The organism is Mesorhizobium sp. USDA 3734, assembly GCF_056279665.1.
On the sequence record NZ_JBWCCW010000001.1, the window covers coordinates 6,724,513 to 6,740,240 of the forward strand.

At 64.5% G+C, this 15,728-nt stretch carries 18 protein-coding genes; 11 read left to right on the plus strand and 7 right to left on the minus strand.

The annotated features are described in order from the left end of the window. Positions 1-4: 4 nt before the first annotated feature. The 3 genes from ACZ89F_RS32150 to ACZ89F_RS32160 all read right to left on the minus strand — a co-directional run bounded on the left by ACZ89F_RS32150 (position 5) and on the right by ACZ89F_RS32160 (position 2,068). Positions 5-1,249 carry an RNA polymerase sigma factor gene (locus tag ACZ89F_RS32150; RefSeq protein ID WP_476097445.1) on the minus strand — a complete coding sequence of 415 codons (1,245 nt, stop codon included), beginning with the start codon at positions 1,247-1,249 and terminating at the stop codon, positions 5-7. Next, positions 1,249-1,602 carry a YciI family protein gene (locus tag ACZ89F_RS32155; protein WP_056585399.1) on the minus strand — a complete coding sequence of 118 codons (354 nt, stop codon included), beginning with the start codon at positions 1,600-1,602 and terminating at the stop codon, positions 1,249-1,251. Before ACZ89F_RS32155 ends, ACZ89F_RS32150 begins: the two co-directional genes overlap by 1 nt. A gap of 91 nt (positions 1,603-1,693) precedes the next feature. Further along, on the minus strand, positions 1,694-2,068 hold the full coding sequence (locus ACZ89F_RS32160; protein WP_476096176.1) for a YciI family protein: 375 nt from the start codon (positions 2,066-2,068) through the stop codon (positions 1,694-1,696). A gap of 259 nt (positions 2,069-2,327) precedes the next feature. Here ACZ89F_RS32160 and ACZ89F_RS32165 point away from each other — a divergent pair, with 259 nt between their 5' ends. The 3 genes from ACZ89F_RS32165 (at position 2,328) to ACZ89F_RS32175 (ending at position 5,955) form a co-directional block, all read left to right on the plus strand. Next, entirely contained in the window at positions 2,328-3,287 is a 960-nt protein-coding gene (locus ACZ89F_RS32165) for a TAXI family TRAP transporter solute-binding subunit (RefSeq protein ID WP_476096177.1), read from the plus strand. 194 nt (positions 3,288-3,481) lie between these two features. Then, positions 3,482-5,575, plus strand: a complete 2,094-nt coding sequence (locus tag ACZ89F_RS32170; protein WP_476096178.1) for a TRAP transporter permease — start codon at positions 3,482-3,484, stop codon at positions 5,573-5,575. Then, a complete protein-coding gene (locus ACZ89F_RS32175; RefSeq protein WP_476096179.1) occupies positions 5,572-5,955 on the plus strand; it encodes a DUF1850 domain-containing protein in 384 nt (127 codons plus the stop codon). Before ACZ89F_RS32170 ends, ACZ89F_RS32175 begins: the two co-directional genes overlap by 4 nt. Before the next feature lie 126 nt (positions 5,956-6,081). Here the strand turns inward: ACZ89F_RS32175 and ACZ89F_RS32180 are convergent, their stop codons facing one another. Continuing rightward, positions 6,082-6,543 carry a thiol-disulfide oxidoreductase DCC family protein gene (locus ACZ89F_RS32180; RefSeq protein WP_476096180.1) on the minus strand — a complete coding sequence of 154 codons (462 nt, stop codon included), beginning with the start codon at positions 6,541-6,543 and terminating at the stop codon, positions 6,082-6,084. A gap of 180 nt (positions 6,544-6,723) precedes the next feature. Continuing rightward, complete coding sequence (locus tag ACZ89F_RS32185) at positions 6,724-6,870, minus strand: hypothetical protein (protein ID WP_082525385.1); 147 nt, start codon at positions 6,868-6,870, stop codon at positions 6,724-6,726. Positions 6,871-7,247: 377 nt separating this feature from the next. Here ACZ89F_RS32185 and ku point away from each other — a divergent pair, with 377 nt between their 5' ends. Both ku and ligD read left to right on the plus strand, forming a co-directional pair. Next, positions 7,248-8,105 carry a non-homologous end joining protein Ku gene (gene ku / locus ACZ89F_RS32190; protein WP_476096181.1) on the plus strand — a complete coding sequence of 286 codons (858 nt, stop codon included), beginning with the start codon at positions 7,248-7,250 and terminating at the stop codon, positions 8,103-8,105. A gap of 11 nt (positions 8,106-8,116) precedes the next feature. Then, on the plus strand, positions 8,117-10,624 hold the full coding sequence (gene ligD / locus ACZ89F_RS32195) for a DNA ligase D (RefSeq protein WP_476096182.1): 2,508 nt from the start codon (positions 8,117-8,119) through the stop codon (positions 10,622-10,624). Positions 10,625-10,879: 255 nt separating this feature from the next. On the opposite strand, the gene ACZ89F_RS32200 is transcribed toward ligD, so the two are convergent. Next, complete coding sequence (locus ACZ89F_RS32200; RefSeq protein WP_476096183.1) at positions 10,880-11,554, minus strand: ArsR/SmtB family transcription factor; 675 nt, start codon at positions 11,552-11,554, stop codon at positions 10,880-10,882. A gap of 68 nt (positions 11,555-11,622) precedes the next feature. Here ACZ89F_RS32200 and ACZ89F_RS32205 point away from each other — a divergent pair, with 68 nt between their 5' ends. The 3 genes from ACZ89F_RS32205 (at position 11,623) to ACZ89F_RS32215 (ending at position 12,578) form a co-directional block, all read left to right on the plus strand. After that, a complete protein-coding gene (locus ACZ89F_RS32205) occupies positions 11,623-11,838 on the plus strand; it encodes a DUF1127 domain-containing protein (protein ID WP_476096184.1) in 216 nt (71 codons plus the stop codon). Positions 11,839-11,904: 66 nt separating this feature from the next. After that, complete coding sequence (locus tag ACZ89F_RS32210) at positions 11,905-12,237, plus strand: NIPSNAP family protein (RefSeq protein WP_476096185.1); 333 nt, start codon at positions 11,905-11,907, stop codon at positions 12,235-12,237. Beyond that, complete coding sequence (locus tag ACZ89F_RS32215; RefSeq protein WP_476096186.1) at positions 12,234-12,578, plus strand: antibiotic biosynthesis monooxygenase family protein; 345 nt, start codon at positions 12,234-12,236, stop codon at positions 12,576-12,578. The genes ACZ89F_RS32210 and ACZ89F_RS32215 overlap by 4 nt, the downstream gene beginning before the upstream one ends. Positions 12,579-12,616: 38 nt before the next feature. On the opposite strand, the gene mbfA is transcribed toward ACZ89F_RS32215, so the two are convergent. Further along, positions 12,617-13,600, minus strand: a complete 984-nt coding sequence (gene mbfA / locus ACZ89F_RS32220; protein WP_476096187.1) for an iron exporter MbfA — start codon at positions 13,598-13,600, stop codon at positions 12,617-12,619. Between the two features lie 173 nt (positions 13,601-13,773). Between mbfA and ACZ89F_RS32225 the strand changes: the two genes are divergently transcribed. From ACZ89F_RS32225 to ACZ89F_RS32235, 3 genes are all read left to right on the plus strand, one after another. Next, positions 13,774-14,097 (plus strand): hypothetical protein, encoded by a 324-nt coding sequence (locus tag ACZ89F_RS32225; protein WP_024502197.1) that lies wholly within the window; start codon positions 13,774-13,776, stop codon positions 14,095-14,097. 220 nt (positions 14,098-14,317) lie between these two features. Continuing rightward, positions 14,318-15,292 (plus strand): threonine/serine dehydratase, encoded by a 975-nt coding sequence (locus ACZ89F_RS32230; protein WP_476096188.1) that lies wholly within the window; start codon positions 14,318-14,320, stop codon positions 15,290-15,292. Between the two features lie 47 nt (positions 15,293-15,339). Next, the gene (locus tag ACZ89F_RS32235; RefSeq protein ID WP_476096189.1) at positions 15,340-15,720 is read left to right on the plus strand and encodes a nuclear transport factor 2 family protein; all 381 of its coding nucleotides are present in this window, start codon (positions 15,340-15,342) and stop codon (positions 15,718-15,720) included. The last annotated feature ends 8 nt before the right edge of the window (positions 15,721-15,728 follow it).

The following is a 15,728-nucleotide window of genomic DNA, read 5'->3' on the forward strand; positions in this document are numbered from 1 at the left end:
AGGCTCAATTTCTGAGCACTGCACGTTTTCCTTGCAGGAAGCGGCGCACCGCCGGGTCGCGCTCGAGGCCGATCGCCCGGTCATAGGCCTCGGTTGCCTGTGGCACCTGACCGAGCCTGGCCAGCAGACCGGCGCGGGCTGCCCAATAGGGCTGATAGTCATCAAGCCGCTTGTCGTCGCCCAGCACGTAAAGGGCCGCCAATCCGGCCACGGCGCCCTCGGCCTCGGCAATCGCCACCGCGCGGTTGATCGCCACCACCGGCGATCCTGCGATCGAAAGAAGCGCGTCGTAGAGTTCGCGGATCGCCGCCCAGTCGGTGCGGCCGGTCAGCCGTCGTGCCGCATGTGCGGACTGCACGGCCGCCTCGAGCTGGTAGCGGCCGATGACGCCCTTGGCCGCGGCGTGCGAAAGCAGCGCCTCCGCCTCATCGATGAGGGCGCGGTCCCATAGAAGGCAATCCTGTTCCGCCAGTGGCACGAAGTCGCCTGCGGCACTGCGCCGTGCGGCGCGGCGCGCTTCGGCGAACAGCATCAGCGACAAGAGGCCAAGCGCCTCGGGCTCTTCCGGCAACAGCGACGCCACCAGCCGGCCGAGCCAGATGCCTTCGGTCGCCAGATTGCGGCGGCGCGTTTCGGTGCCCGCCGGGTCGGACCAGCCTTCGGCGAAGGCGGCGTAGATCGCTTCCAGCACCGCATCCAGCCGTTCGCCGAGTTCCGCCCGCTCCGGCACGCGGAACGGAATGCCGGTTTCACGGATGCGGGTCTTGGCGCGCACCAGGCGCTGGCTCATCGTTGCCGGCGAGACCAGGAAGGCGGAAGCGATCGTCGCGGCGTCGAACCCCAGCACCGTCTGCAGGATGAGCGGCGAACGCACGCCCGATTCGATCGCCGGATGGGCGCAAGCGAACATCAGCCGCAACCGTTCGTCGGGTAGGTCTTCGTCGGTCATGCGCGCCTCCACTTCCTCGGCAATCAGCTTGAGATGCTCGCGGCCAGCCTCGCTGGTCAGCCGCCGCCGCACCGCATCGACGCGGCGCCGCCTTGCCACCGCCAGCAGCCAGGCTTCCGGCTTTTCCGGCACGCCGGTTCGTGGCCAGAGTTCGAGTGCCGCGGCAAAGGCGTCGGCCAGCGCGTCCTCGGCGGCGGTCACGTCGCGCGTGCGCGCCGCGAGCCAGGCGACAAGCTTGCCGTAGCTTTGCCGGGCGGCGACTTCCGCCGCCGCGCGGGCGATCTCCAGGCCACTCTCCATCACATGGTCTGTTCCCAGATCGGCCGCAGCTCGACCGTGCCGGCGCTGGCGGCGGGGCAGCGCGCCGCCCAAGCGATAGCGGCATCGGCGTCCTCAGCCTCGATCATGTAGAAACCGGCGAGTTGCTCCTTGGTGTCGGCATAGGGGCCGTCGAGCACGTTGGTCTTGCCGTTGGCCATCCGCACCGAAGTGGCGGCCTGGGTCGGCTTCAGCCGGTCGCCGGCCAGCCAGGCGCCGGATTTCTTCAACGCCTCGGTATAGGCGCCATAGGCTGCGCTGATCTCGTAGGTCTTATCGGTCGGCGCGGCCGCCATCGCGGCTTCGTTGACGTAGATCAAAAGCATGTATCGCATGGTCTTCTCCCGTTTTCTCGAAGGCCGCTTCGTTGCTGGCCGACCCTATGTCGCGTGGCCTGGACCGATTTCGACAGGCGCCGCGAAAAAATCATTCGGCGGCATCGGACAGGTACTCGGTCATTTCCCAGATCGGGCGCACCTCGACCGTGCCGGTGCTGGCTGCCGGACAGCGTCCAGCCCATTCCTTGGCCGTGTCGATGTCGGTCGCCTCGATCATGTAGAAGCCGGCAAGTTGCTCCTTGGTGTCGGCATAGGGGCCATCGAGCACGTTGGTGTTGCCGTTGGCCATCCGCACCGAGGCAGCCGCCTGGGTCGGGCGCAGCCGGTCCCCGGCCAGCCATGCGCCGGATTTCTTCAACGCCTCGGTATAGGCGCCATAGGCTGCGAGGACCTGCTCGGTCTTGTCGCGTGGCGCATTCGCCGTCGCGGCCTCGTCATTGTAGATCAAAAGCATGTATCGCATGGTCTTCTCCCGTTTTGACGAACGGCCGCTTCGTGCGGGCCGACCCTATGTCGTGCGGTCTCGGCCGATTTCGACAGGTGCTGGAAAAATCTTTCGGCCTTGGCCGCATCATGCGCAAGCCGGCGCCCGCCACGGCAGCACTCAGCCGTTCGTCTAATGGGTGCAATTGCGGGTTGGCATTTGCCGTCCGCCGTCTAAACTCGCGCCGCTCATGCCGAGGAGGGCAGTGCGGCGCCACTATTTCAGGGAGGAAATCACGATGCTCAATTTCAGAACGAAATTTGTTGCTGTCGGCGCAATGGCGCTTTCACTTGGCCTTGGCGTTGTTTCGGCAGGAGCGCAGGAATTCATCAATGTGCTGACCGGCGGCACGTCCGGCGTCTATTACCCGCTCGGCGTGGCATTGTCTGAAATCTACGGCAAGGGCATCGAAGGCGCCCGCACCCAGGTGCAGGCGACCAAGGCTTCGGTCGAAAACCTCAATCTGCTGCAGCAGGGCAAGGGCGAGGTCGCCTTTGCGCTGGGCGATTCCGTCAAGATGGCCGCCGAAGGCAACACCGAGGCCGGGTTCCCCGGCAAGCTCGACAAATTGCGCGGCATCGCTGCCATCTATCCCAACTACATCCAGATCGTCGCCAGCCAGGAGTCCGGCATCAAGACGCTGGCCGACCTCAAGGGCAAGAGCCTGTCGGTCGGCGCGCCCGCGTCCGGCACCGAGCTCAACGCGCGCGCCATCTTCGCCGCCGCCGGGCTCAAATACGAGGATCTCGGCCGGGTCGAATACCTGCCCTTCGCCGAATCGGTCGAGCTGATCAAGAACCGGCAGCTCGACGCCACGCTGCAATCGGCCGGGCTCGGCGTCGCCTCGATCCGCGACCTCGCCACCTCCGTGCCGATCAATGTCGTGGCCGTGTCGGCGGAAGACGTCGCCAAGATCGGCTCGCCCTATCTTTCGGTGGTCATTCCCAAGGGCACCTATGAGGGCCAGAGCGAGGATGTCGCGACCGCCGCCGTCGGCAATTTCCTCATCACCCGCGCCGACGTCTCCGACGAGACCGCCTACCAGATGACCAAGCTGATGTTCGACCATCTCGACCAGCTGGCCGCCGCGCATGCCGCCGCCAAGGCAATCGACCCGGCCAAGGCGCTCGACGGCATGCCGGTGCCGCTGCATCCCGGTGCCGAGCGGTACTACAAGGAGAAGGGGCTGCTGAAGTAAGGCGTTCCCTCCCCCTCGAGGCCCTCGAGGGGAGGGTGGACAGCCGCCGAAGGCGGATGGACGGGTGTGGGGTCCTCGGCGACGCGCTCGACCTCCTTGATCAAAGGTCGAGGCAGCTGAGGTGACCCCACCCGCCTCGCTTCGCTCGGCACCCTCCCCTCAAGGGGGAGGGGAAGCACCGCCAGGAGCCCGCCATGACTGACGTCCATCCGAAAATCCCGACTGTTCTTGCTCCGGCCGAAGAGCAGGTCGAAGGGCTGCCGCCTGGCTTCGGCGACGGCGTCGCCGGCAAGGTTGCCTTTCTCATCGCCGTCGCCTTTTCCGTGTTCCAGATCTATGTCGCAGCCTATGGCAGCATTCCGAGCCAGGTGGTGCGGGCCATGCATGTCGGCTTCCTGTTGCTGCTCGGCTTCGGCCTGATCGCCAATTTGCGCACCAAAAGCGTGCCGGCCAAGGCCATAGTCTGGACGCTCGGCGTGCTCGGCTTCGGCACCGGCCTGTACAATTGGGTTTTCTATGCCGATCTCATCCGGCGCTCGGGCTTTCTGACCACGCCGGACCTGATCGTCGGCGCGGTGCTGGTGGTGCTGGTCTTCGAGGCCGCGCGGCGGCTGATGGGCCTGCCGCTGGCGGTCATCGCCTTCATCTTCCTCGCCTATTGCTTTGTCGGCAATCATCTGCCGCCGCCGCTCATCCATCGCGGCTATGATTTCGCCCAGCTCGTCGACACTTTCGCCTACGGCACCGAAGGCATATACGGCACGCCGATCTATGTCTCGGCCGCCTACATCTTCATCTTCGTCGTCTTTGCCGCCTTTCTCGAACGCGCCGGCATGATCGCGCTGTTCAACGATTTCGCGCTTGGCCTGGTCGGCACATGGCGCGGTGGCCCGGCGCAGGTCTGCGTGCTGTCGTCGGCGTTGATGGGCACCATTTCCGGCTCGGGCGTGGCCAATGTGGTGGCCAGCGGGCAGTTCACCATCCCGCTGATGAAGCGCTTCGGCTTCCGCTCGGCTTTTGCCGGCGCCGTCGAGGCGACGTCCTCGATGGGCGGCCAGATCATGCCGCCGGTGATGGGCGCGGTCGCCTTCATCATGGCCGAAACGCTGAACGTGGCTTACGCCGAGGTGGTGAAGGCGGCGATCATCCCGGCGCTGCTCTATTTCGGCGCCTGCTTCTGGCAGGTGCATCTGGAAGCCGGCAAGGCCGGGCTGCACGGCATGGCCAAGGCGGACCTGCCCAACCCGTGGGACGCGGTACGGCAACACTGGCCGCTGGTGCTGCCGCTGGCAGCCCTGATCTACCTGCTGTTTGCCGGCTATACGCCAATCTTCGCCGGCACGATGGGCCTGGCGCTGACCATCGTGCTCATCCTCGGCACGCCGCTGGCGGCAGCGATCGGGCCGCTCGCCTTCCGCATCGTCTTCTGGATCGCGCTTGGGCTTGCCGCCGCCTCGTTCATGAAGTTCGGCGTCAACATTCTCGGCCTGGTCATCGCCGCGCTCATTGTCGCCTGCTTCACCTTCAAGGGTGGGCGCGAGACACTGCGAATTTGCGTCGATTCGCTTGCCGAAGGCGCCAAGAACGCGCTGCCGGTCGGCATTGCCTGCGCCATCGTCGGCATCGTCATCGGCACGCTGACGCTGACCGGTATCGCCTCGACCTTCATCGGCTGGATCATCTCGATCGGCGAGGACAATCTGTTCCTGTCGCTGGTGTTGACCATGGTCACCTGCCTGGTGCTCGGCATGGGCATCCCGACCATTCCCAACTACATCATCACCTCGTCGCTGGCCGGGCCGGCGCTGCTGGAGCTTGGGGTGCCGCTGCTGGTCAGCCACATGTTCGTCTTCTATTTCGGCATCATGGCCGACCTGACGCCGCCAGTGGCGCTGGCCGCGTTTGCCGCCGCACCCATGGCCAAGGAAAGCGGCCTGAAGATCGGCATCCAGGCGACCAAGCTTGCCATTGCCGGCTTCGTCGTGCCGTTCATGGCTGTCTACACCCCGGCGCTGATGTTGCAGGACGCCGGGCCGATCGCCGCCCAGTTCGGCTATCCCGTCGAGGTCGCCTACATCGTTGCCAAGGCGTGCATGGGCATCGTGCTGTGGGGTGCCGCCGCCGTTGGCTTTCTCGCCCGCCGCATGGCGTTGTGGGAACGCCTGCTTGCCTTCGCCGCCGGCGTGCTCCTGGTCGCCGCGGTGCCGCTCACCGACGAGGCCGGCTGGGCGCTGTCGCTTGCCTGGATCGGCTGGCACTGCTGGCGGGCGCGGCCAGCCACCGCATGAGCCTGTGCATCCTGGCCGCCGGCAAGACGGTGACGCTCTCCGTTGCCGCCTTCACGCTGTCCTGGACGCATTCGGTGGAGCGCACGCGCTGGGAGGAGGACTGGAAGGTCACGCCTACCGGCCTGCAGGTGATCGAGGCCCGGATCAAGGGCTCGGGCGCCGGCATGGAACCGCCGGAAAGCGCGGTGCTGCGCGACGGCTGGTGGATCTATGCGCCCAAGGTCGGCCCGCAGCGACGCGTCGTGCTTGCCGCCTCTGGCGCCACCAGCGACGGCTGGATGCTGTGCTCGGTTCAGGGCTGCCGCGAACTGGGCAAGGCGGCCGGTGACAGGATCGTGCTGGAGCCGTGTGGATCGGACGGCGCGAGCCAGCCGCGATAGCGCACGATCAGGCCGGTGACATGAGCGTTTGACCGGTTCGTTCTCCAGCAATTGGATGATGCGGCCGCCAAAAATTCCGTAGCCGCCGACGATGAGAAGCTTCATCCGCTGCTCCCCCTAGGGTCCCTAGCCAAGAAACCGCTCGCGCAGTTCGGCCGACGGGATGTCGCAGCTGTCCTTCCTGCCGAACAGGGCGTAGCGGTTCTTGGCGATGCGATCGTAGAGCCAGTCGCGCAGCGGGCGCGGCAGCAACAGCAGAGCCTTCATCGCCCGCCACGGCCAGCCGAGTTCCGCCATGACGGCAACGAAGCTGTCGAGCCGCGTGAAGGCTATGCCGTCGATCAGGACGAGATTGGTTTCGTAGCTGTCCGTGCGCAGCCCGTGCTTCCTGAACAGCGCCTCGCCGAACGGCGATTGCGCGGTGGCGAAGCGGAAGCGGCTTTGGCGGTCGAGCCTGACCACCATGCGCACGAAACCGGAGCACAGCACGCAGACGCCATCGAAGACGATCAGCGGATGGCGTGCATCGAAGGATGTTTCGGAGGGACGGCCTGACTTGCGACGGCTTGACTGGGGAAGGTCGGTCACGTTGGCCTCGGCTGCTTGTGCCCTTGGGACACTAAGCCAGCCGAAGGCGGTATCAAAGCCGTGGTGATGTCGCACGCCGCCTGTCGGCGAGAGCGGGACGCTCGGCGCGATAGGTGGTGGCGCGGGTAGAGGCGGCCGGCCTGCAGATCCGACTGTCGTGGCGATTTTCGAAAGCCATGATCAGTGCGCGCTCACGCCGAGCGAGTTGCCGCGACGGGCGCAAGCCGGGCCGGGGCCGCGCATGTAATAGCGCTCGGGCCGATAGGTCGGCGCGACGAATTCGCGGATGGCGGCGGCATAGCCGATGAGGTGCGCGAGGAAGTTCATTACCCTTGTCCCTGTCCCGATTTTCGGATGTCCCTTCCGAATTGCGGTCATCATAGCGTCGAGGCGTGAATAGTCGGTGAACGTGATGTTAATATCTGGTCGAAAATGCCTCGCTTCGTGGCCGGAATGCGGCTGATTCGGGGTCTTTCCGTGCAGTTGGTCGGCATTCCGCCCAATGTGACTTTTCCATCACATATGTTTCGTTTGAATGTCGCCTGCGTGCGGTTCTGTTTCAACTTTGACCGCCTCCGAGAAATTTCCGTGCCGGCGGCCAGAACGCCCCGGGCGCGCCTTGCATCCAGATCGGTGCGTGAGCGCGGAACTGGAGCGGGCTCTGTCCGTTCTCACCTTCATCGGGTTCTGGAAGGGAAGATGTCATGGCGCCGCGTCCAGCCTGGAAGGGCTATCTGAAACTGTCGCTGGTCACCTGCGCCGTCGAGCTGACCAATGTCGTCACCCAAACCGAGAAGGTCTCGTTCCGGGTGCTGAACCGCAAGACCGGCAACACGGTGAAGCGCATCTATGTCGATTCCGAAACCGGCAAGCCGCTCGGCGACGACGACCAGATCAAGGGCTACGAAGTCAGCGACGGCGATTTCGTCCATATCGAGGAAGACGAGATCGAGGCGGTGCAGATCGAATCCTCGCATACCATGGCGCTCGACGGGTTCGTCGACAAAGCCTCGATTCAGCAGATCTACCTCGACACGCCCTATTATGTCGCGCCGGCCGACAAGGTGTCGGAGGAGGCGTTCGCCGTCATCCGCGATGCGATGGCGGGCAAGAAGATGGCCGGGCTGGCCCGCATCGTGCTCTACAATCGCGAGCGCCCGGTGGTCATCGAGCCGCTGGGCAAAGGCATGGTGCTGACGACGCTGCGCTACGACAACACGGTGCGCCAGCCGGACACGGTGTTCGGCGACATCAAGGCGGTGAAGACCGACCAGGAGATGACCGATCTGGCCGAACTGATCATCGACAAGAAGAAGGCCAAGTTCGACCCCTCGAAGTTCGATGACAAATACGAGGATGCACTGCTGGAGCTGATCCGTGCCAAAAAGGCCGGCAAGAAGGCGCCTACGGCCAAGTCGGCGCCCAAGCCTTCCAACGTCGTCAATCTGTTCGATGCGCTGAAGAAGAGCCTGTCGTCGGATAGCGGCTCAACGAAGGCTTCATCGGCGAAAGCCCGAAGCGCCAAGCCGAAAGCCGCCGCGCCCAAGCGCAAATCGGCCTGAGGACATCAGGGATGGCCAGCCTCGAACAATATCACGCCAAGCGCGATTTCAAGAAGACCGCCGAGCCCTCCGGCAAGGTTTCTCGCGACAGGAAGGCCACGGCCGGCGGTATCTTCGTCATCCACAAGCATGCGGCGACGCGGTTGCATTACGACCTGCGGCTTGAGCATGACGGTGTGCTGTGGAGCTGGGCGGTGACGCGCGGCCCGAGCCTCGACCCGCATGAGAAGCGGCTGGCCGTGCATGTCGAGGACCACCCGATCGACTATGCGCCGTTCGAAGGCACCATCCCCAAGGGCGAATATGGCGGCGGCTCGGTCATCGTCTGGGACGAGGGCACCTGGACACCCGAGATCGATCCCGCCAAGGCGATGAAAAAAGGCCATATCAGCTTCGAGCTCAAAGGCCACAAGCTGCACGGTCTCTGGCATCTGGTCAGGCTGAAGCCGCGCGCGGGTGAAAAACGCGACAACTGGCTGCTGATCAAGTCGGACGATGCCGCGGCACGCCCCGGCGAGGACATTCTCAAGGAAGCGCCGGAATCGGTGAAGTCGGGCCTGACGATCGAGGAGGTCGGCGAAGGCAAGGCCGCCAAGGGCGAGAAGCCAAAGGTCTGGCATTCCAACAAGCCGGCGGCCGCCAAGGCGAAGGCCGGCAAGCGCCTCGACTTTGTCGAGCCTCAGCTCGCCACGCTGGAGCGCGATGCTCCGCCTGGCAAGGACTGGCTGCACGAGGTGAAGTTCGACGGCTATCGCATGCAGGCGCAGATCGCCGGGACCGAGGTGCGGCTGCTGACCCGCACCGGCCTCGACTGGACGGAGAAATTCGGCGGCGAGATCATGGCGGAACTGGCCGGACTGAAATGCAGCGACGCCATCATCGACGGCGAGATCGTCGTGCTGGCCGACAGCGGCGTTTCGTCCTTCTCGCTGCTGCAGCAGGATCTGTCTGCCAATCGAACCAACCGCTTCATCTATTACGTCTTCGACCTGATGCACCTCGACGGGAAGGATCTGCGCCGCGAGCCATTGGTCGAGCGCAAGCAGGCCTTGCAAGACTTGCTCGGCAAACAGCCGGAGAATGCGGCCGTCCGTTTCAGCGACCATTTTTCCGAACCCGGCAAGATCATGCTGGAGCATGCCTGCCGCATGGGCCTGGAAGGCGTCGTCTCAAAACGCGCCGATGCACCCTATCGCAGCGGCCGCGGCCCAACCTGGGTGAAATCGAAATGCACGGCGCGGCAGGAATTCGTCATCGGCGGCTATCTGCCGTCGGAGAAGACCGGGCGCGGACTGCGCTCGCTGCTGGTCGGCTATCATGAGGGCGGCAAGCTGCATTATGCCGGGCGTGTCGGCACCGGTTTCTCCGCCAAGGGCGCAACCGATTTGAAGACGAAGCTCGATGCGCTGAAGGCAAAGTCGTCGCCGTTCGCTGCCGCCGTGCCGAAGGGCAAGGGCGTGGTCTGGGTCAAGCCGGAACTTGTCGGCGAAGTGGAGTTTCGCAGCTGGACGTCGGACCGTATAATACGCCACGCCTCGTTCCAGGGATTGCGCGAGGACAAGCCGGCGGAGGAAGTCGTGCAGGAAAAGCCCAAAGCGTCGACGGCAGCGACAGGCAAGGCGAAGCCAGCGGCCAGCAGCATCGCCAAACCTGCCGGGTCGATGACGACCACGGTGAAACTTTCCCACCCCGACAAGCTGCTGTGGCCGGACGAAAAAATATCCAAGCAGGGCCTGCTCGACCACTACGCGTCGGTGTGGCCACGCATGGAACAGTTCGTCGTCAACCGGCCGCTCAGCCTGGTGCGCGCGCCGGACGGCGTCGGCGGCCCGCGCTTCTTCCAGAAGCACGCCTCCGCCGGCATGAGCGACAAGATCGCCCGCATGAAGGACCCAAACGATAGCGAGGAGATCCTGTTCATCAGGGATTTCGACGGCGTTGCGGCACTGGTCCAGTACGGCGTGGTCGAGATCCACATCTGGGGCTGTACCGTCGAGAAGCTTGAACAGCCGGACCAGATCATCTTCGACCTCGACCCCGATGAAGGCGTCGACGTGAAGGCGGTGCGCGAGGCGGCGCTCGATATCAGAGGCAAGCTCGACGAGCTGTCGCTGCCCAACTTTGTCAAGACGTCGGGCGGCAAGGGCTATCATGTGCTGGTGCCGCTGAAGCCATCGGCGGATTGGGACGCGGTGAAGACCTTCGCCCATGATTTCGCCAAGGCGCTCGAACAGGGCGCCCCGGACCGCTACACGGCAACGCTGTCGAAGAAGGCGCGCACAGGAAAGATCTTCGTCGACTATCTGCGCAATGGCAGGGGCTCGACGACGGTCGCGCCCTATTCGTCGCGCGCCAAGAAGGGCGCCACCGTGTCGATGCCGGTGACCTGGGCCGAGATCGAGGCTGGGCTGGCGCCGAACGCCTTTCCGATCGGCGACAAGACGACGCTGAAGCAGCTCGCGCAAGCCGATCCGTGGGCGGATTTTTTCGGGCGGGGCAAGGTGCTGAAGCGGGGGTGAGCCGAACGGCGGAAGCGATGCGGCTTGCGCAGAATGGTGAACGTAGCGTTCTGTCACACCCCCCTCTGTCCTGCCGGACATCTCCCCCGCAAGGGGGGAGATCGGCTGTTTCGAAGTATCGCTCATTCCTGCAACGTTGGAGATTGGCGAAAATGGAGGAGCGCCTAATCTCCCTCCTTGCGGGGGAGATGGCCGGCAGGCCAGAGGGGGGTGCTGTCCCGCCAACGACTGCCGGAGTAACGTCCCGCTGAATCGTCAGCTCAAAAACACCCTTTCAAACGCCTGCTTGCCCGGCGGCGAGAAAATGACCGCGCGGCTGTCCTTTTCGCGGCGCGCCCATTTCTCGGCAAGGATCTTGTCGAGGATGGCGGCGCCCAGCGTGCCGGCGAGGTGCGAGCGGCGCACGCTCCAGTCGAGGCAGGCGCGGCACACTGGCCGCCGCGGCTTGGTGTAGACATCGATGCCGATGGCCGCGAAATGCGAAGCCGCCGATGGCCCGAGCCTGATCTCCTTGTCGTCGCGGACCAACACGTTTTTGGCAACGAGGCGATCCAGCATCGCCACCGCCTGCTCACCGGCGAGATGATCATAGCAGACACGCGCCACGCGCATCGCCCCGTCGCGAGGGCCCGGCCGCACGCGCTTTGGACCGACGGCTTCCGCGACACCGGTGATGGCTTCGATCATGCCCGCCACCTGCGGCCCGGCGAGGCCGTAGTAGCGATGGCGGCCCTGGCTCGCCACCGTGAGCAGCCCGCCCTCCATCAATTTGCCCAGATGCGAGCTGGCGGTCGGCAGCGAGACGCCGGCCTCGAGCGCCAGTTCGCTCGCCGTCAGCGCCGTGCCGCCCATCAGGGCATTCAGCATGTTTGCCCGTGCCGGGTCGCCGACCAGGCTGGCGATGCGGGCGATGTCAGGGCCTTCACGCATAGTTCGTTCCTCATCGAAGCATTCTTGTCAGATAACCACTATTCTCCGATCAGATCAAGGAGACGACGATGACCGCACGAACCGCTTTCCCCTCGGCACCGCTCGCCAGCCGTCAATCGTTCCCGTTCGTCAGCTGGCTTCGCTCGCGGCTCCTGGCCCAATGGTATGACCGCCATTTGCAACGTCTCGACCTTGCCGAGATCGACGACCACCTGCTGCGCGACCTTGGCCTGACGCCCGAAGACGTGCGCCGCGAATGCGCGAAATCCTTCTGGCAGCCCTAGCAGACCGGGCGGCACGACGTTTCGACGCCGCTCGAACTATCGACGCGGAAACCCAAGGAGACCACAATGACCATCACCTGCTTCATCCGCTATAAGATCGACCCGTTCGGCAAGGCTGCCTTCGAGGAGTACGCCCGCAACTGGGGACAGGCCATCCCGCGCTGCGGTGCCGATCTGATCGGCTACTACGCGCCGCATGAGGGCTCGGCGACGACCGCCTACGCCGCCTACAACATCGACAGCCTGGCCGCCTATGAAGCCTATCGCGCCCGGCTTGCCGCCGATCCCGCCGGCAAGGCAAACTACGAATTCGCCCGCCGCGAGAGATTCATCCTGAAGGAGGACCGCATGTTCCTGAAACACGTCTCGGGCCCGCACGCGAAACTGGCGCTGCCGTGATTGCCGTCATTTTCGAGGTCGAGCCGGCGGCGGGCAGGCGCGACGCCTATCTGAGCATCGCCGCCGACTTGCGTCCGCTGCTCGACGGTATCGACGGCTTTGTCTCCATCGAACGCTTCCAGAGCCTGGTCGAGCCTAACCGCATCCTGTCCCTGTCGTTCTGGCGCGACGAGGAGGCGGTGAAGGCCTGGCGCAACACCGAGGAACACCGGCAAGCGCAAAAGGCCGGCCGCGACGGTATCTTTGCCGGCTACCGACTGCGCATCGCCCATGTCGTGCGTGATTATGGGCTGACCGAAAGGGCCGAGGCGCCTGGGGATAGCCGGGCGGTGAACGGGTAGCTCCTCTTCCTTCCCCCTTGTGGGGGAAGGAAGAGGAGCTACGCATTCCCGATCAGCACACCGGCCGCGAACACCAGGGCGCCGCCAAGCACCACCTGGAAGGCTGCACGCAGGAAGGGCGTCTGCATGTAGCGGTTCTGGACGAAGGCAATCGCCCACAATTCGAAGAAAACCACGACCGCGGCGACTGCTGTCGCAGTCCAGAAATGCGGGATGAGATAGGGCAATGCGTGGCCAAGGCCGCCCGCCGACGTCATGACGCCGGTGGTGATGCCGCGTTTTATCGGCGAACCACGGCCCGACAGCTTGCCGTCGTCGGAAGCCACTTCGGTGAAGCCCATCGAGATGCCGGCGCCGATCGAGGCGGCAAGCCCGACCAGAAAGGTCTGCCAGGTGTCATGCGTGGCAAACGCCGCGGCGAAGATCGGCGCCAGCGTCGACACCGATCCGTCCATCAATCCGGCAAGCCCCGGCTGCACATAGGTGAGGATGAACTGGCGCTGCTCGGCAGCGGCCTCTTCGTCCTTCACTTCGCCCGGCACGTGCTTCTGCTCCAGGCGTTGCGCCAGCGTTTCGTGCCCCTGTTCGGCCAGCGCCAGATCGTCGAGCAGTTTTCTGGTCGAGACATCCGTGGTGCGCTTGGCCGCCTCGACATAGAACAGATAGGCCTGCCGCTCCATCGCCTCGGCCTGGCTGCGCACGTGCTCGATGCCGAGCGGTCTCACCAGCCAGTCTGGCTTGCGCTCGTAATAACCCTTCACATGTTCGCGCCGGATCAGCGGGATGCGTTCGCCGAACCGATTGCGGAAAAGCTCGATCAGCGCATCGCGATGGCCATCCTCTTCCTCGGCCATCTCCTCGAACACTTTTGCCGATTGCGGAAAGGTGTCCGCCAGCCCGTCGGCATAGGCCCGGTAGATGCGTCCGTCATCCTCCTCGGACGAAATGGCCAGCGCCAGTATTTCCTGTTCGGTGAGCGATTCGAAGGGACGGCGGCCGAAGCCGAAGACGCGGGAAAGCATGAGGAATTCACCCTAGTTTAGAATAGTTCTAAACTAGGGTTTGAGTCGGCCTTGGTCAATTGCGTGCTTGGGTCGCGGTCAAGAAATGTTGAACCCACGTAGGCGGCAAGGTCTTCATTATCAGTGAAGGTTCACCTATATAGCTGGACCAAGCCAAGACAAGGAGCCAGCAGATGACGGCAAAACAGCCTCCGCATCCCTATGACCCAAAGCCCGTTCTCGATCTCATCGCCAGCATCGAGGCCGACTTGCAGCGCCTGAAAGGCCTGGTCGAGCAGCAGGTCGAGAAATTCGACCCCGCCAATCCGCACAACAAGGCCCCGGACGGCAAACTGACCGAGGAAGGCGTCGAGTGCTGCTACCGCATGTTCGACGAGGGCAAGTCGCGCTATTCGGTCGCCCAGCAGATGAAGATCTCCTTTGCCGCCGCCAGCCACCGGTTCAACAACTGGCGCAAGCTGGGTGGGAGCAAGAGGCAGAGGACGTTGCTTGGCTAGAATTGGGTGGCCAATTTGCTGATCTCGGCGCCGCCCCTCATTGCCCTGCCGGGCATTTCTCCCCGTCACTATACGGGGAGAGGATGCCGGCAGGCAGGTGAGGGGCGGCGCAGACGCCGATCATGACTCGCCAAACTTTGTAACGGTCACATTTTTCCCATGGTGCGCCACCTCCCTTTGCGGGCATCATGAAGGGCAACATGTTTCCACAGGACCCGCCATGACCACCCCTCCCGGCATTGCCGACATCCACGCCGCCGCCGCGCGTCTCTCCGGCCTGATCGTCGAAACCCCCTTGATCGAATCGCAGGAGCTGAACAAGCGCTTCGGCGCCCGCATCCTGTTCAAGCCGGAAACGCTGCAGCGCACCGGCTCGTTCAAATTCCGTGGCGCCTACAACAAGCTGTCGTCTCTGAGTGAAGAGGAGCGCAGCCGTGGCGTCGTTGCCTTCTCGTCGGGCAATCATGCGCAGGGCGTCGCGGCGTCGGCGGCGATGTTCGGCGTCAAGGCGGTCATCGCCATGCCGGCCGACGCCCCGGCGATGAAGATCGCCAATGTCCGCAAGATGGGCGCGGAAGTGGTGCCGTTCGACCGCTTTCGCGACGACCGCATGACCGTGGTTGGCCCTTACATCGAGAGAGGCATGGTGCTGGTGCCGCCCTTCGACGACCCGGCCATCATCGCTGGCCAGGGCACAATCGGCCTCGAATTGATGCGCCAGGCAAAAGCGCTTGGCGTCAGCCTCGACGCGGTCGTCATTCCCTGCGGCGGCGGCGGCCTGACCAGCGGCATCTCGGTTGCGGTCAAGGACGCCTCGCCCGGGACCGCGGTCTGGGCAGTGGAGCCCGAACATTTCGACGACACCCGCCGTTCGCTGGCCGCCGGCGCCAGGGTTTCGAACGAGCCCGGCCACGCTTCGATCTGCGACGCGATCCTGACCGCCGAGCCCGGCCTGATCACCTTCGAGATCAACCGCCGGAACCTTGCCGGCGGCATCGCCGTCTCCGACAAGGCGACGGCACAGGCGATGCGCGACGCCATGGCCTATCTCAAGCTGGTGGTCGAGCCCGGCGGCTGCGTGGCGCTGGCGGCACTGTCATCGGGCGAGATCGAACTGTCCGGCAAGTGCGTGGCCGTGGTGCTGTCCGGCGGCAATGTCGATTTCGGCACCTATGCCGAGATCATGGCGGCGTAGGGTAGCGAAAGGTCCGATCACGCGGTCGATGTCCGAGGAGATCCGGCATGGGAGACCAGGAGACAAGAGCGGCTCTGGATCGCCACTGGGCCGCCTCCGATGCCAGCGACTTCGAGGCGGAACACGAGATTTACCGCGAGGACGCGGTGCTCGACTATCCGCAGTCGGGCGAGCGCATAAGCGGGCGGCGAAACATCCAGTTGTCGCGCGCCGCACAGCCGAACCGCAAACGCTTCACAGTGCGGCGGATCATTGGCGGGGGCGATCTCTGGGTTACTGAATTTGTCCTCGCCTATGACGGGCGGCCGTCCTACACCGTGAGCATCATGGAGTTCCTCGATGGCAAGGTGGCCCGCGAGACCCAGTATTTCGCAGATCCGTTCGAGCCGGGACTTTCGCGCGCGCAATGGGTCGAGCGGATGCCGTGAAGCCTGGC

Excerpts from the sequence above, each read along its gene's own strand:
- ACZ89F_RS32200 (WP_476096183.1), bottom strand. The coding sequence starts at position 11,554 with ATGCGTGAAGGCCCTGACATCGCCCGCATCGCCAGCCTGGTCGGCGAC.
- ACZ89F_RS32235 (WP_476096189.1), top strand. The coding sequence starts at position 15,340 with ATGGGAGACCAGGAGACAAGAGCGGCTCTGGATCGCCACTGGGCCGCC.
- ACZ89F_RS32160 (WP_476096176.1), bottom strand. The coding sequence starts at position 2,068 with ATGCGATACATGCTTTTGATCTACAATGACGAGGCCGCGACGGCGAAT.
- ACZ89F_RS32185 (WP_082525385.1), bottom strand. The coding sequence starts at position 6,870 with ATGAACTTCCTCGCGCACCTCATCGGCTATGCCGCCGCCATCCGCGAA.
- ACZ89F_RS32205 (WP_476096184.1), top strand. The coding sequence starts at position 11,623 with ATGACCGCACGAACCGCTTTCCCCTCGGCACCGCTCGCCAGCCGTCAA.
- ACZ89F_RS32150 (WP_476097445.1), bottom strand. The coding sequence starts at position 1,249 with ATGGAGAGTGGCCTGGAGATCGCCCGCGCGGCGGCGGAAGTCGCCGCC.
- ACZ89F_RS32230 (WP_476096188.1), top strand. The coding sequence starts at position 14,318 with ATGACCACCCCTCCCGGCATTGCCGACATCCACGCCGCCGCCGCGCGT.
- ACZ89F_RS32210 (WP_476096185.1), top strand. The coding sequence starts at position 11,905 with ATGACCATCACCTGCTTCATCCGCTATAAGATCGACCCGTTCGGCAAG.
- ACZ89F_RS32165 (WP_476096177.1), top strand. The coding sequence starts at position 2,328 with ATGCTCAATTTCAGAACGAAATTTGTTGCTGTCGGCGCAATGGCGCTT.
- ACZ89F_RS32225 (WP_024502197.1), top strand. The coding sequence starts at position 13,774 with ATGACGGCAAAACAGCCTCCGCATCCCTATGACCCAAAGCCCGTTCTC.
- ligD (WP_476096182.1), top strand. The coding sequence starts at position 8,117 with ATGGCCAGCCTCGAACAATATCACGCCAAGCGCGATTTCAAGAAGACC.
- ACZ89F_RS32170 (WP_476096178.1), top strand. The coding sequence starts at position 3,482 with ATGACTGACGTCCATCCGAAAATCCCGACTGTTCTTGCTCCGGCCGAA.
- ACZ89F_RS32155 (WP_056585399.1), bottom strand. The coding sequence starts at position 1,602 with ATGCGATACATGCTTTTGATCTACGTCAACGAAGCCGCGATGGCGGCC.
- mbfA (WP_476096187.1), bottom strand. The coding sequence starts at position 13,600 with ATGCTTTCCCGCGTCTTCGGCTTCGGCCGCCGTCCCTTCGAATCGCTC.
- ku (WP_476096181.1), top strand. The coding sequence starts at position 7,248 with ATGGCGCCGCGTCCAGCCTGGAAGGGCTATCTGAAACTGTCGCTGGTC.
- ACZ89F_RS32175 (WP_476096179.1), top strand. The coding sequence starts at position 5,572 with ATGAGCCTGTGCATCCTGGCCGCCGGCAAGACGGTGACGCTCTCCGTT.